This window comes from Bifidobacterium sp. CP2 (assembly GCF_018555635.1).
Classification (GTDB): domain Bacteria; phylum Actinomycetota; class Actinomycetes; order Actinomycetales; family Bifidobacteriaceae; genus Bifidobacterium; species Bifidobacterium saguinibicoloris.
Genome location: NZ_JAFEJX010000022.1, coordinates 1 through 15,232 on the forward strand (window position 1 = coordinate 1; position 15,232 = coordinate 15,232).

Sequence of the window (15,232 nt, forward strand, 5' to 3'; positions counted from 1 at the left end):
GCGGTCATCGGATGCCCCCGCTCCCGGCGACAACACCCCCCGGATCATCAACGACAGGGCGAGACAGTCATACCGGAACCGGCGACCCGGCCCCGACCACCGGGACCTACCAAACATGGTAATGGGCGGTAGGCGGACGACACGGATGAGCGTCGGTGTTGCGTCCGGCGTTACGCCCGGCGCAACCGGCGAATCGAGGTGCCGCGCCTGAGACGCGTCTTGCGCCGGGCATGCGGCGTGCTACGATGCGAACCGAAGTCAAGGCGACGATCCGTCATCAGCGGGGAGCCTTCGGAAGAACGGCGCGATGCGCAACCACATGCGTCCCGCACCCAGTAGAACCGACGGGATCGGCCCGACACAGCCGAACTCAAGCGGTCGCACGTCCGGGAGACCAGACGCCTGCGACAAGCGAGGTGGTACCGCGGTGCCAAGCCGAAACGACGGGAACGTCGTGAGGCGGGCATCGTCCTCGTAGCCGGGAGCGACGACGGAACGTCGCGCCGAAGGAGCATGAAGGCTCCGGCCGCGGGAAGACCACTCCGATCACGGCCGGCGCACGGAACGCGCCTTCGACGTCCACGGACCGATGCCGCCCACGGTGGACCAGAGCACACAGAACACCGAGGAGAACAACGGTGAGCGAAAACGTATACCCGAAGGCGAACGAGGGCGGCGAAACCGCGCACGTCGCGCCGAACCCCAGCTTCCCCCACATGGAGGAAACCGTCCTGGACTACTGGGACAAGGACGACACCTTCAACAAGTCCGTCGAACGCAACCCCTCCGGCGACCACAGCCAGAACGAGTTCGTGTTCTTCGACGGCCCGCCGTTCGCGAACGGCCTGCCGCACTACGGCCACCTGCTGACCGGCTACGCGAAGGACGTCATCCCGCGCTACCAGACCATGAAAGGCCGCAAGGTCAACCGCGTGTTCGGCTGGGACACGCACGGCCTGCCCGCCGAACTCGAAGCACAGAAGGAGCTCGGCATCGACTCGGTCGACCAGATCGAGAAGATGGGCATCGACAAGTTCAACGACGCCTGCCGCGCCTCCGTCCTCAAGTACACGCGCGAATGGCAGGACTACGTGCACCGCCAGGCCCGCTGGGTCGACTTCGAGCACGGCTACAAGACGCTGAACATCCCGTACATGGAATCCGTGATGTGGGCGTTCAAGCAGCTGTACGACAAGGGCCTCGCCTACCAGGGTTACCGCGTGCTGCCGTACTGCCCGAAGGACCGTACGCCGCTTTCGGCGCACGAGCTGCGCATGGACGCCGACGTGTACCAGGACCGTCAGGACACCACCGTCTCCGTCGCCGTCAAGCTGCGCGACGAGGACGCCTACGCCGTGTTCTGGACCACCACCCCGTGGACCGTCCCCACCAACTTCGCCATCGTCGTCGGCGCCGACATCGACTACGTCGAGGTCAAGCCCACCGAAGGCAAGTACGCGGGCAAGAAGTTCTACTTCGGCAAGGCCTTGCTGCCGCACTACGAGAAGGAGCTCGGCGAGAACTACGAGATCGTGCGCGAACTCAAGGGCTCCGAGCTGGAGGGCCGCCGCTACTGGCCGGTCTTCCCGTACTTCGCCGGCGAGAAGGCGGAGACCGAAGGCAACGTGCCCGGCCCGAACGGCTACACCATCTTCACCGCCGACTACGTCGACACCGTCGAAGGTACCGGCCTCGTCCACCAGGCCCCCTACGGCGAGGACGATATGAACACGCTCAACGCGAAGGGTGTCAAGAGCACCGACGTGCTCGACGAAGGCTGCCGCTTCACCGCGCAGTGCCCGGAATACGAGGGTCTCTTCGTGTTCGACGCGAACAAGCCGATCCTGCGCGACCTGCGCAACCAGTCCGGCCCGCTCGCCGAGATTCCGGAAGAGCACCGCGCCATCCTCTTCCAGGAGAAGAGCTACGTCCACTCCTACCCGCACTGCTGGCGCTGCGCCACGCCGCTCATCTACAAGCCGGTGAGCTCCTGGTTCGTGTCCGTCACGAAGATCAAGCCGCGTCTGCTCGAACTCAACCAGCAGATCAACTGGATTCCGGAGAACGTGAAGGACGGCCAGTTCGGCAAGTGGCTCGCCAACGCGCGCGACTGGTCCATCTCCCGCAACCGCTTCTGGGGCTCCCCGATCCCGGTGTGGGTGTCCGACGACCCGAAGCACCCGCGCGTCGACGTGTACGGTTCGCTCGAGGAGCTGAAGCGTGACTTCGGCGACTACCCGCGCGACAAGGACGGCAACATCAACATGCACCGTCCGTGGATCGACAACCTCACCCGTCCGAACCCGGACGACCCGACCGGCAAGTCCACGATGCACCGCATCAGCGACGTGCTCGACTGCTGGTTCGAATCCGGCTCCATGTCGTTCGCGCAGTTCCACTATCCGTTCGAGAACAAGGAGAAGTTCGAACAGCACTTCCCTGCCGACTACATTGTCGAATACATCGGCCAGACCCGCGGCTGGTTCTACCTGCTGCACGTCATGGCGACCGCCCTGTTCGACCGTCCGGCGTTCAAGAACGTGATCTGCCACGGCATCGTCCTCGGCTCCGACGGCCAGAAGATGTCCAAGCACCTGCGCAACTACCCGGACGTGAACGGCGTGTTCGACAAGTACGGTTCCGATGCGATGCGTTGGTTCCTCATGTCGTCCCCAATCCTGCGCGGCGGCAACCTCATCGTCACCGCCGAAGGCATCCGCGACACGGTCCGCCAGGTCATGCTGCCCGTGTGGAGCTCCTACTACTTCTTCACGCTGTACGCGAACGCCGCCGGCTACGACGCGCGTCAGCTGCGCGCCGACGAAGTGGCCGCCCTGCCGGAGCTCGACCGCTACCTGCTGGCCCGCACCCGCCGTCTCGTGCTCGCCGCCGAGAAGTCCCTCGACGAGTTCGCGATCTCCGACGCGTGCGATGCGGTCTCCGACTTCATCGACGTGCTCACCAATTGGTACATCCGCAACAGCCGCGACCGCTTCCTCGCCAAGGATGAGAACGCGTTCAACACGCTGTACACCGTGCTCGAGGCGTTCATGCGCGTGCTCGCGCCGCTTGCCCCGATGGAGGCCGAATCCGTGTGGCGCGGCCTCACCGGCGGAGAGTCCGTGCACCTGGCCGACTGGCCGTTCGTGGTGGACGCGAAGACCGGCGAGGACACCGAACTGGGGCGCGTGCTCGTCGACGATCCGTCGCTCGTCGCCGCGATGGAGAAGGTGCGTGAGGTCGTCTCCGGCACCCTCTCGTTGCGCAAGGCCGCGAAGATCCGCGTGCGCCAGCCGCTGTCCAAGCTCACCGTGGTGGCGGAGGACGTGGACGCCGTGCGCGCCTACGCCGAAGTGCTCAAGAGCGAGCTCAACGTGAAGGACGTGGAGTTCTGCACGCTCGAGGACGCCGCCTCGCAGGGGCTCAAGATCGTGCACGAGCTGCGCGTCAACGCGCGCGTCGCCGGCAAGCGTCTGCGCAAGGACGTCCAGTTCGCGATCAAGGCGTCCAAGTCCGGCGCCTGGCACGTGGATGCGGCGACCGGCGCTCCTGTCGTCGAGACGCCGTCCGGCGATATCGCGCTTGAGGATGGTGAATACGAGCTCATCAACCGCGTGGAGGAGAAGGACGCCGCCGAAGAGGCCGTGTCCGTGTCCGCCGCGCTGCCGACCGGCGGTTTCGTGATTCTCGACACCGCCTTGACGCCGGAACTCGAGGCCGAAGGCTACGCCCGCGACGCTATCCGCGTGGTGCAGGACGCCCGCAAGTCCGCCGGCTTCGACGTGGCCGACCGCATCGCGCTCAAGCTCACCGTGCCGGCCGACGCCGTGGCCAAGGTCGAGCAGTTCCGCGACCTGATCGCCGCCGAGACCAAGGCCGACGCGTTCGACGTGGTCTCGGGCGAGGAGCTCGCGGCCGAGGTGGCGAAGGCGTGAGGCTTGCGATTGCGGTGATGATCGCAGCGCGTGCGTGACACGTGCGACACGTGCGTGATGTGCGCGTGATGTGCGCAACATGTGCGACACGCCGATAAATTGGCTTGATTAAGCCGATATTGAGAAATCCGGATGTCTTGGAAACAAGACATCCGGATTTTTGTTTGGCGATTTCCGGTAGATATTTACCGGTGCGCTGGAGGTAAATTTACATTGGAATGAGCAACGTAGATTATTCATCACTTCGGATGGAGACCATCAATGGAGGGCAACGGCATCGGGACAAGCTCCACGGATGAGCTATTGGCGCGTAAGGATGATGACGATAATGTGCAGGCGTTGTTTGACCATTTGCATAATGCCGGTGAACTGGCGGCGGGTTTCGAATCCCGTAGCGTCGTAACCGCTCGTACGGCGGGCTTGCTGCACGATGAGGGGAAAGCCGCCCGAGCATTTCAGAGTTACCTACTGTATGGCGACAAGCGGCGTGGCGAGGTGATTCATGCGTGGCAGGGGGCCTTCACCATCAATGATCAACTCGTTGACAGTCCTGCGGGAGGTATGACTCAGGAGATGCTTGAACTGGCTATCGCAAACCACCATGGTTGTCTGCCGGATTGCATCAGCTTCGAAGGGGACAGCCCGTTCTTTGACAAAATGTCTGAAGATAATAAAGCGAAAGAACGTTACCACTATCAAGAGGTGCTCGGCCATGTGCCCTCCTTGGATCTCAACATACAGGGCAATTTCGCGCAAAGCATCGCCGAGTCGGGAGAACTGTTGCGGTTGATGGGGTCCTGTGCCTCTAGACTGCATTCGCAGCGGCAGGCACGTAGTTCCATGGACTTCTATATGGGGCTGTACGAAAAATACATATATTCCAGACTTGTCGATGCGGATCGATTGGATGCTGCGCATTTTGAGTCGCGGCAGCCGTATACGCCGAATACTCCGGACTGGGCGGAGCTGATTCGACGCCTAGAGGCCCATCTCGGTGAATTGGACACGTCGAAGTCTATCAACCGGATTCGGTCGCGGATATCCGAGGACTGCCTCAAATCCAGCGAGCGGGCAACAGGCATCTATCGGCTTGGTGTACCGACCGGCGGCGGCAAGACTCTTGCGTCATTGCGGTTCGCACTGCATCATGCGGAGAAGACCGGCAAAAAACATGTCATCTACGTCATTCCGTACCTGTCGATCACCTCGCAGACCGTGGATGTCTTCCGTGAATTCCTCGACCTGCAGAATGATGACAGCGAAGTGCTGTTGGAACACTATTCAAGCGTCATGAAAGACGACGAACAGCAAGAGCAACGGCGTAGACTCGCTGCTGAGCGTTGGGACAACCCAATCATCGTGACGACGATGGTACAGTTCCTGGAAACCGTGATGTCGGCACGCGCGTCGAAGTTGCGCAAGTTCCACAACATGTCGGACAGTGTCATCATCTTCGACGAGATACAGGCGCTTCCCACCAAGACGATTAACTTGTTCAATGAGATAGTGAACTTCCTGTCCAATATTCTGGACTCTACGATTCTGCTCTGCTCGGCCACACAGCCGTTACTGGAATGCACAGAGCGTGAGAATCTGCTGCTTTCCGATAGCCCCGATCTGATCGGACGATCAAACGATTATGCGGAGCAACTGCGTCGCACCAATATCATCGCATCGTCGGAGACGGTGACGATCGATGAACTGGCTTCGATTATTTTTGATAAAGCCCAAGAGAACGGCAACTGCCTAGCGATCGTCAACCTACGGTCCGAGGCCAGAAAACTGTACGAGAAAATCAGCGGATTGAATGCAACTCTTGATGAGAACAAGCGGTTCGCCATGGTGCATCTGAGTACATCCATGTGTGGTCGGCACCGGAAGGATCGCTTGCGGGAACTACGGATGTCTCTCGAAAGAAATCGTCCCGTCATCTGTCTGAGTACCCAGTTGATCGAGGCTGGTGTGGATGTGTCTTTCTCTTGCGTGGTTCGTGCGATGGCGGGACTCGATAGCATTCTCCAGGCTGCAGGGCGTTGCAATCGCAACGGAGAATCGAAAGAGCCGAAGAATGTCTATGTATATCCGATTGCGGATGAACAGGGGCTTGACCGTCTGCGGGACATCAAACTCGGTAAGACCATCACTCAGCAGCTCGTTCATGCTTATCCTGATGCCGATCTGATGTCTGAAACGATGATCACCGAATATTATCGGTTCTATCTGGATCGTCAGAAGGGCGAGATGATGGATTGCAAGATGAGTACCGGCGAGACCGCCTATGAGCTGCTGTCGACCAATTGGAGCCGGCGGAAGGAGTATGAGTATCGAAAGAAGCAGAAGTATACACATGTATTCGCCCAAGCGTTCAAGACAGTGAGTGATGACTTCCATGTCATTGCCAAGGAGACCACGGATGTGGTGGTACAGTATGGAAAGGCGATGGAGCTGATTGATCAACTGGACAAGGGGGATTTGGCCACACAAATTAGGACATTGAGGCAGTTGCAGGATTATTCAGTGTCACTGTTCGACAACGAATTCAAAACGCTGAATGAAAGTGGACGTATTAGCATTGTCAATGAGGAATTCGGCATCAGAGTGCTGAACAAGGAGAACTACAGTCCGGAGTACGGTGTCGTGCTAAACGCGGATATGCCTCTTCTTGCTATGTAAGCGGGTGATTATGCGGAAACAACGAAACTCAATTGAGTACGAGGTATACGGGGACTATGCGCTTTTCTCGGATGCGGCCACGCGAATCGGTGGTGAAAAAATCTCGTATCAGGTGCCCACCTACCAGGCTTTGAAAGGCATTACGGAAAGTATCTACTGGAAGCCTACGCTGGTGTGGGTTATCGACGCTGTGCGTGTGATGAACAAGATACAGACCGAGGGGAAAGGCATCCGGTCAATTCTGATAAAGCCAAAGGCCAAGAAAAGGAACGAGCTGTCATATTACACCTATCTCAAGGATGTTCGATACCAAGTGCTTGCCCATTTCGAATGGAATGAGCAGCGCCGTGACCTCATGCCTGATAGAGACGAAAACAAGCATCACAACATTGCCAGGCGTGCTGTGGAACGTGGAGGACGGCGTGACATTTTTCTTGGAACACGGGAGTGTCAGGCTTATGTTGAACCATGCGAGTTCGGCGCAGGTGCTGGTTTCTACGATGAGTATGGTGAATGGGATATGGGCTACATGGCGCATGGCTTCACATATCCCGACGAGAATTCGAACCATGATTTCATCGTTCGTTTCTGGCATCCGATTATGTGTAACGGTATCATCGAGTTCGAGCGACCGGATTCCGACAAACTTGATTGCCGGACGATTCGGGAACGACAGTCGATTAAGAACTTTGTAATTGGCGAGAATATGAGCCTAGAGGGTGAGTGAACATGAGTCTCTGGTCAAGTCTGCTGCAAACTTATGATGAGATAAAGGACATCACTGGGATTGTTCCTATTAACTCGGATGGAGCGCCAGATGCGATAAAGGCGTTGCTACCTGCGTTTCATATGACAATGAAGTCGCAGTTGTGTGTCACTATCAACCAACATGGTGAATTGAAAGACATTAAGAAAGACGATAAGGCTTTCGATATCATTATTCCATGTACGGAACAATCAGCTAGTCGCTCATCGACCAATGCTCCTCCTCACCCACTGTGCGATAAGCTGAAATATATCGACAGCAAGTACGATGAAGTAAAATATCGTCAATACATGAATCAGCTTGCCGAATGGAAGGGGGGCAATGTCAAGCTGAATGCCATTTACTTGTATCTTGCTGAACATAGCGTCATTGACGATGCGCGCGCCCAGGAAGTGGAAATTCACGAAAACAAAGACAAGAATCTTGGCGTACGATTCATCGTATGGGGCAAGGACCATGTTCCTGAAATCTGGATGGATTCCGAAATTCAGACTCTTTGGATACAACATGAGGAACCTCGCGGACTGTGTAGCGGAGTTGATATGTTGGGAGAGGATTTACGTAAAGCTTCCTATAAATTCCCGAAGAATATCGTTGGTATCAATGGCAATGCCAAACTAATCTCTTCTGACGACGAGAAGAACTTCACCTTCCGTGGGAGATTTATCGATCGATATGAGGCATTGAGCATTGACGCGTTGACTTCGCAGAAAGTCCACACGACATTGCGTTGGTTGGTGAACAACAACGGGACGCTTACCGATACGCAGGACATTGTGGTATGGGCGATTGATAGGCAACCGACTGAGCAAATCGTCGATTACTCTGGCAACTCATACGATGTCTATGAGGATCTATTGAATTGCTGCTATGCCGATGATGAGCCGAAAGATGATGCTCTGACCGATGGCGAGAAGCTCAGTGATGCCCATTCTCGAGCAGCCGTCAATTATGCTGAACGCTTCAGCAAATTGTTGAGAGGATATGGGGGGCGGCGTGCTTTAGATGCGATTGAAGAGCATGGTCGTCGTGTTGCTGTTCTGATTCTCGATGCTGCAACTACTGGAAGGCTGGGTGTTACGTTTTATCGAGAATTGGCTGAAGACGAATACATCGAAAACGTGATTCGATGGCATGAAGATTCTGCATGGAACCTTACCCTCCAATTGTCAACCGACGGTGACTGCTCGGGAGTGAGAGAAGGAAAAGGAAATCCAGTCTCGGACCCTAAAACGATCAGTTACGTTGGTGCTCCGTCATTCGAAGACATCATTAACTGCGTATATGACAGTGATGATTGCAGCAAGGATGGATATACCAAATTCGGCAAAAGGGTCAAGAAGAAGCTCGTTGAATGCATGTTCGGCAACAATTGTCTGCCGCAATCGTTACTGCATGCCGCATTCCGCCGGGTCATTCGGCCGCAAAGCTATACCGACGGGAAGGATTATCGAGAGAACGAGACGACATGGCGACGTGACTTCGAAGTCGCATGCAGCATGTGGAGAAAACACTTCATCGAACAGGAACGGCGACGTTTCCCCGAAGCAGAAAGGAATCCGATGTCTTTACTGGAATTGGACAACAACCGCAGGGATAGGGACTACCTATACGGTCGGCTTTTGGCACTCGCAGACAACTTTGAATATAGGGTATTGCTAAATCAGCGGAAGAGAAGTGGCGCATCAAGCAGAGCGACGAACGCGATACGGCTGATGAACAGCTTTTCGACAAAACCGTTCGTCACTTGGGGTAATCTATGGAGCCAGCTTCAACCTTACCTGAAAAACGCCTACACACAATCGCCATCGGTCGCGAAAGGCTTCCAGGATGATGTCGACTGCGTGATTAACGCATTCAAACCAGGAGACTTCGAAAAAAAATGATGCTCTGTCGGCATTGTTCCTGCTCGGCTACTCCCATGAGCGCAAATATCTGATGGATCAGGCGAGCAATAAGGGGAACAAATCCAAGACCACCGAAACCAATGAAGGAGAATGACCCATGACCACTTTGCAGAACAAGATTGATTTCGTGGTGGTGTTCTCTGTGGAGAACGCCAATCCGAATGGCGATCCGTTGTCAGGCAATCGTCCCCGCATGACTTCCGATGGGCGGGGAGAGGTTTCTGATGTCGCGTTGAAGCGCAAGATCCGTAATCGCCTGCAAGATGCAGGAGAACTTATTTTCGTACAGTCTGCCGATCGCGCCGATGACGGGGCACACTCATTGTCTGAGCGTATGCAGACGTTCTTGAAGACACTGGACAAAGATGAACAGAATCAAAAAAGTGTGCTCTCTCGAAAAGTCTGCGAGCAGTGGTTCGATGTTCGTGCTTTTGGTCAGGTGTTCGCCTACAAAAAGGCTCGGAAGAACGGCAAGGACAGCGGCGCCGATTCAGTCTCTTTGGGTATCCGCGGGCCAGTTTCCATACAGCCTGCTTTCTCGTTGGACGAGATTTCGATTGACGATGTCCAGATTACAAAGTCTGTGAACAGCGAAACCACCGAGAACGATGTAAAGTCGGCTGACACCATGGGCATGAAGTACCGCGTCTCTGGTCGCGCGGTATATGTGACTCGTGGCAGTATCAGCCCTCAACTTGCGGAGAGAACCGGGTTCTCCGATGATGATGCGGAGATGATCAAGAAGGCTCTGCTTACTCTGTTCGAGAACGACGAAAGCTCTGCGCGTCCGGCGGGATCAATGGAGGTGCTTAAGTTAGTGTGGTTCACACACGATTGCAAGGGTGGGCAGTATTCGACGGCTAAGGTCCATCGTTCTGTGAATGTTGCAGCCGATGGCCACGTTAATGTTGACCGGGCTGAGATTCCTGACCTGCACTTTGAAGTACTTGACGGTCGCTGAACCGCTTTACCGTATCCTCGGTACCGCTTCCAGACGCTTGATTCAGTCATCAGAGGGAATGTCATGAATAGATCAACTGAGTATCCGGAAGATGACTGGCTGGCTCTTTCCGGCTTGCAGCATTTCGCGTTCTGTCGGCGGCAGTGGGCGTTGATCCACATCGAGCAGCAGTGGAACGACAACTATCTCACGACCGCCGGTTCCTTGGAACATGATCGTGCGCATGATTACGGAGAATCGGAGATGCGCGGTGATTTGCTCATCATGCGTGACCTGCGCGTGTTCTCGCGGAGAATGGGCATCACTGGCGCGTGCGACGTGGTCGAATTCCGCCGGTCCGATGATGGCGTGACGTTGTATGGACGAACTGGCGTCTGGCTGCCCTATCCTGTGGAATACAAACATGGTAAGCCCAAGCAGCAGGATGCGGATAGGCTTCAGTTGTGCGCCGAGGCTATGTGCTTGGAGGAGATGCTGGCATGCTCCATTCACGAGGGAGCGCTGTTCTACCAACAAATCAAGCGGCGGGAGCAGGTCGGATTTGACACGTCGCTGCGGGAACGGGTTGTTGCGATGGCGCGTGAGATGCACGAGCTGTTCCAGCGTGGACACACGCCGAAGGTCAGGCCGTCGAAGTCTTGTCTCGCATGCTCGCTGCGCGACATCTGTCTGCCGAAACCGACCGCTACGCAATCCGGCAAACGATTCATAGAGGAATTGATGCAGGAGGAAATGAAAGACGGGGAATGACCTCGCCCGAGAGAGGAATGATCCACGATGAAGCAACTGCTCAATACGCTGTATGTGACCAGTGAAGACGCCTATCTGTCCCTGCAGAACGACAATGTCGTCGTGCGGCAAGGGGATTCCCTGTTGGGGAAGATTCCGCTTCGTTCCTTGGAAAGCATCATGAGTTTCTCTTATAAAGGAGCTTCTCCGGAACTGATGGGCAAATGCGCCGAATTCGGCGTTGAATTGTCGTTCTTCTCTCCAAGAGGTCGGTACTACTGTTCGATACTCGGGGAGAAGAACCGCAATGTGCTTCTCCGACGGGAACAGTTCCGTTTCGCGGATGCCGAGAATGAGGCCTTACCGTTCGCCAAGTCGTTCATCATCGGGAAAATATACAACTGCCGTTGGGTCCTTGAACGCACTAAACGTGATCATGCGCTGCGCGTCAACAGCGAACGCATCGCGGCGCAGAGCGAGAAACTGAGGCAATTCCTGTTGCATATCGACGAGTGTTCATCTATCGACGGGCTGCGTGGCATGGAGGGGCTGGCTGCGAAGGAGTACTTCTTTACCTTTGACGATTTGATTCTGCGTAACAAGGATGACTTCTTCTTTCAGGAGCGTAGCCGACGACCTCCGCTGGATCGGCTGAACGCTTTACTGTCATTCGTATACGTGCTGTTGACCAGTGATTGCGCTTCAGCATTGCAGGGAGTGGGCCTCGATCCCTATGTGGGGTTTCTGCATACCGATAGGCCTGGCAGAGCGTCCCTGGCCTTGGACCTCGTAGAGGAGTTCCGACCGGCCATCGCCGATCGGTTCGCGCTGACACTGATCAACACGGGTGCGATCAAACCGTCTCAATTCGAGGTTCGTGAGAACGGAGGCGTATTCCTCTCCGAGGGAGGGCGCAAGAGCGTGCTCGCCGCATGGCAGAAGCGCAAGCAGGAAACGCTAACGCATCCATTCCTCGGCGAAAAGATGCCGTGGGGACTGGTCCCGTACGCGCAGGCGTTGTTGTTGAGCCGCGTGATCCGAGGCGATCTGGATGCGTATCCTCCGTTCATGTGGAAATGAGGTGCGGGATGATGGTGGTCGTGACCTACGACGTCAACACGGAGACATCGGCGGGGAGACGAAGGCTGCGACTCGTGGCCAAAATCTGCATGAGATACGGACAACGGGTACAGAACAGTGTCTTCGAATGTTCGGTGACTCCGTCCGACTATCTGACGCTGAAACACGATTTGGCGGCAATCGTGGATGAGAAGTACGATAGTCTGCGCTACTATAACCTCGGTTCCCGGTACTCCTCGAAAATCGAGCAGTACGGCAGGTGCAGACACGTTCCGGTCGATGGGGTGATGATGCTCTGATGGGGGAGTCCCACGGATTCACGTGTTGATTGGGATCGTCGATGGCCAGTCGGGACATCGGATAGCCGGTGCGAGTGACAAGCGCTCATGGAATCCCCGACCTTTCGCACCTGCGAAATGAGTTTGCGGAGACGACTATTCGTCTTCCCCGGACGCTTGATAATTCAAGAGCGGATGATTCGCGGCCAATTCGCGAGTCGTCATGTGATCCTTCGCGGGGTTGCGGCCGGTTTCTCGCTACAATCAGCATTGAGAACGGACGTCGGTTCCGTATGTCGGAACAGGATGTCCATTTTCGCGGTCGCCCCTCTCGCGAGGGGCGTGGATTGAAATCGTCGATCTCGCAACGTCTTCCCATATCCAAGAGTCGCCCCTCTCGCGAGGGGCGTGGATTGAAATAAGTCGATTCTGTCCAACGCGGCCGGCGCGGTCGGTCGCCCCTCTCGCGAGGGGCGTGGATTGAAATCTCCTGCGGCTCCGCAACCCATGGACCGAACGCGTCGCCCCTCTCGCGAGGGGCGTGGATTGAAATCCCGACCACAACCCCGGCAACCTCACCGCCTGCGTCGCCCCTCTCGCGAGGGGCGTGGATTGAAATGAGATCGACGACGTCGAGAAGCGCCAGGCGATGGTGTCGCCCCTCTCGCGAGGGGCGTGGATTGAAATACGGCCGTCGCGCCGCCCGCGGGCGTCACGGAGTCGCCCCTCTCGCGAGGGGCGTGGATTGAAATGCCATCACCGTCGTCTCCGCGAACAAGGTCACGTCGCCCCTCTCGCGAGGGGCGTGGATTGAAATCTGAACGTGTTGAACGCGTACGGTGACGTGGACCGGTCGCCCCTCTCGCGAGGGGCGTGGATTGAAATAAGACCACCACGCCGAATTATGTGACCGTCACCGGTCGCCCCTCTCGCGAGGGGCGTGGATTGAAATGTCCCGTTCTTGAGTCTATGGACGACGGTCGTCCTGGTCGCCCCTCTCGCGAGGGGCGTGGATTGAAATTATGACGATGTTCATGAACTGCATACAGCGTACAGTCGCCCCTCTCGCGAGGGGCGTGGATTGAAATAAGGACCAGACGGACATCGACACCACCTACCAGGTCGCCCCTCTCGCGAGGGGCGTGGATTGAAATATCACCACGGCCACGCCATCGTTCCACGAACGCCGTCGCCCCTCTCGCGAGGGGCGTGGATTGAAATTCAAGAAATACGCCCAGCACGTCAAGCCGACGTGTCGCCCCTCTCGCGAGGGGCGTGGATTGAAATTTCGCTGTCATTATGGCGTCGATTACTTCTGTCGGTCGCCCCTCTCGCGAGGGGCGTGGATTGAAATTAGAAAGGACCATCATGGCGAAACGCAAGCACGTCGCCCCTCTCGCGAGGGGCGTGGATTGAAATGTGGCTAGTGCGCCGCCGATTGCGCCGGCAAGGCGTCGCCCCTCTCGCGAGGGGCGTGGATTGAAATTCCGAACTGGACGACGAGGGCGCGTCCGAACGGGGTCGCCCCTCTCGCGAGGGGCGTGGATTGAAATGATTACACGCGACAGCGTAGCACAGAATCGTCTCGTCGCCCCTCTCGCGAGGGGCGTGGATTGAAATCTCCGATGGGACGGATTGAGCCTCCTGGACCACCGTCGCCCCTCTCGCGAGGGGCGTGGATTGAAATGCCATCACCGTCGTAAGCGCGAACAAGGTCACCGTCGCCCCTCTCGCGAGGGGCGTGGATTGAAATGCCCTGCGGGTCGGTCAACCGGAAATGGACCTGGTCGCCCCTCTCGCGAGGGGCGTGGATTGAAATCGACCGGCGGGTATGCTCCGGCGCCGCCGGACAGGTCGCCCCTCTCGCGAGGGGCGTGGATTGAAATCTCTCCTGGGCATCATGCTGCTTCTCATCGGCAGTCGCCCCTCTCGCGAGGGGCGTGGATTGAAATGTTGGTCTTGTTCGCCGATTCATCCACCGACATGCCGTCGCCCCTCTCGCGAGGGGCGTGGATTGAAATGCCGATGAAGTTGAAGACCTCGACCAGGCGAAGGTCGCCCCTCTCGCGAGGGGCGTGGATTGAAATCGCATCCAGGACGCGCTCGTCAGACGCGCCCGACGTCGCCCCTCTCGCGAGGGGCGTGGATTGAATCCTTTCTGTTGGTGGCTGCGTCGTTTGGCTTGGGGTCGCCCCTCTCGCGAGGGGCGTGGATTGAAATCTTCCGTTGGGTTGTGGTTATGCGAACAGTGCGAACGTCGCCCCTCTCGCGAGGGGCGTGGATTGAAATCACGCGCGCGGACGCGATGGGCCCGAGCCCACGAAGTCGCCCCTCTCGCGAGGGGCGTGGATTGAAATCGCATCCAGGACGCGCTCGTCAGACGCGCCCGACGTCGCCCCTCTCGCGAGGGGCGTGGATTGAAATCCGACGAAACAACGGAAGGGGGTGATCAGCATCCGTCGCCCCTCTCGCGAGGGGCGTGGATTGAAATGCGAACCGGTTGCCGTAGTCCAGCACGCCTCCGGTCGCCCCTCTCGCGAGGGGCGTGGATTGAAATAGCATCCATCACCGGCATCTCCGCTCCCACCCCGTCGCCCCTCTCGCGAGGGGCGTGGATTGAAATCTCGAACGTGAGGCCCTTGGGGGGTGTTCCTATGTTTTTGTCAATTCCGTAGGGGGTTGATGTGTCGGGTTTTGTTTGGTTGTCGTGGGCGTGCTTCGCCTTGCCGGTGGCGGCTGGTGTGTTCGTCCTTCGTGGTGTTCAGGCGGCGAGGGCCGGTTCCTGGTAGAGGGTGCCGTTCTTGAGCATGCTGTAGATGACATCGCAGCGGCGTCGGGCGAGGCAGATGACGGCGGCGTTGTGGTGTTTTCCTTGTTCGCGTTTGCGGTTGTAGTAGGCGATG

General features: G+C 57.2%; 8 protein-coding genes, 1 pseudogene and 1 CRISPR repeat array. Of the genes and pseudogenes, 8 read left to right on the forward strand and 1 reads right to left on the reverse strand.

What is annotated here, in order from left to right:
• The first annotated feature begins 638 nt into the window (after window positions 1-638).
• From ileS to cas2, 8 genes are all read left to right on the forward strand, one after another.
• On the forward strand, window positions 639-3,935 hold the full coding sequence (gene ileS / locus JS531_RS10760) for a mupirocin-resistant isoleucine--tRNA ligase (RefSeq protein WP_214315849.1): 3,297 nt from the start codon (window positions 639-641) through the stop codon (window positions 3,933-3,935).
• Between the two features lie 261 nt (window positions 3,936-4,196).
• Window positions 4,197-6,608, forward strand: coding sequence for a CRISPR-associated helicase Cas3' (gene cas3 / locus JS531_RS10765; RefSeq protein ID WP_214315851.1), 2,412 nt, complete (start codon window positions 4,197-4,199; stop codon window positions 6,606-6,608).
• 10 nt (window positions 6,609-6,618) lie between these two features.
• Window positions 6,619-7,335: a type I-C CRISPR-associated protein Cas5c gene (cas5c, locus tag JS531_RS10770; RefSeq protein WP_214315853.1), complete on the forward strand. Its 717-nt coding sequence runs from the start codon at window positions 6,619-6,621 to the stop codon at window positions 7,333-7,335.
• Between the two features lie 2 nt (window positions 7,336-7,337).
• Window positions 7,338-9,260 carry a type I-C CRISPR-associated protein Cas8c/Csd1 gene (locus tag JS531_RS10775; RefSeq protein WP_240542193.1) on the forward strand — a complete coding sequence of 641 codons (1,923 nt, stop codon included), beginning with the start codon at window positions 7,338-7,340 and terminating at the stop codon, window positions 9,258-9,260.
• 118 nt (window positions 9,261-9,378) lie between these two features.
• The gene (cas7c, locus tag JS531_RS10780; protein WP_214315855.1) at window positions 9,379-10,242 is read left to right on the forward strand and encodes a type I-C CRISPR-associated protein Cas7/Csd2; all 864 of its coding nucleotides are present in this window, start codon (window positions 9,379-9,381) and stop codon (window positions 10,240-10,242) included.
• Between the two features lie 63 nt (window positions 10,243-10,305).
• Window positions 10,306-10,992 (forward strand): CRISPR-associated protein Cas4, encoded by a 687-nt coding sequence (cas4, locus tag JS531_RS10785; RefSeq protein WP_214315857.1) that lies wholly within the window; start codon window positions 10,306-10,308, stop codon window positions 10,990-10,992.
• 27 nt (window positions 10,993-11,019) lie between these two features.
• On the forward strand, window positions 11,020-12,051 hold the full coding sequence (cas1c, locus tag JS531_RS10790; protein WP_214315858.1) for a type I-C CRISPR-associated endonuclease Cas1c: 1,032 nt from the start codon (window positions 11,020-11,022) through the stop codon (window positions 12,049-12,051).
• 8 nt (window positions 12,052-12,059) lie between these two features.
• Window positions 12,060-12,350 carry a CRISPR-associated endonuclease Cas2 gene (cas2, locus tag JS531_RS10795; protein ID WP_214315860.1) on the forward strand — a complete coding sequence of 97 codons (291 nt, stop codon included), beginning with the start codon at window positions 12,060-12,062 and terminating at the stop codon, window positions 12,348-12,350.
• Between the two features lie 300 nt (window positions 12,351-12,650).
• A CRISPR array of direct repeats spans window positions 12,651-14,952; the repeat unit is 33 nt; unit sequence GTCGCCCCTCTCGCGAGGGGCGTGGATTGAAAT.
• A 138-nt stretch (window positions 14,953-15,090) separates the two neighbouring features.
• Here cas2 and JS531_RS11185 read toward each other — a convergent pair.
• Window positions 15,091-15,232 (reverse strand): annotated as a pseudogene (locus JS531_RS11185) (IS110 family transposase); the annotation flags it as partial.

Coding starts and splice junctions, on each gene's coding strand:
- cas2 (WP_214315860.1), top strand. CDS start 12,060: ATGATGGTGGTCGTGACCTACGACGTCAACACGGAGACATCGGCGGGG.
- JS531_RS10775 (WP_240542193.1), top strand. CDS start 7,338: ATGAGTCTCTGGTCAAGTCTGCTGCAAACTTATGATGAGATAAAGGAC.
- cas1c (WP_214315858.1), top strand. CDS start 11,020: ATGAAGCAACTGCTCAATACGCTGTATGTGACCAGTGAAGACGCCTAT.
- cas5c (WP_214315853.1), top strand. CDS start 6,619: ATGCGGAAACAACGAAACTCAATTGAGTACGAGGTATACGGGGACTAT.
- cas7c (WP_214315855.1), top strand. CDS start 9,379: ATGACCACTTTGCAGAACAAGATTGATTTCGTGGTGGTGTTCTCTGTG.
- cas4 (WP_214315857.1), top strand. CDS start 10,306: ATGAATAGATCAACTGAGTATCCGGAAGATGACTGGCTGGCTCTTTCC.
- cas3 (WP_214315851.1), top strand. CDS start 4,197: ATGGAGGGCAACGGCATCGGGACAAGCTCCACGGATGAGCTATTGGCG.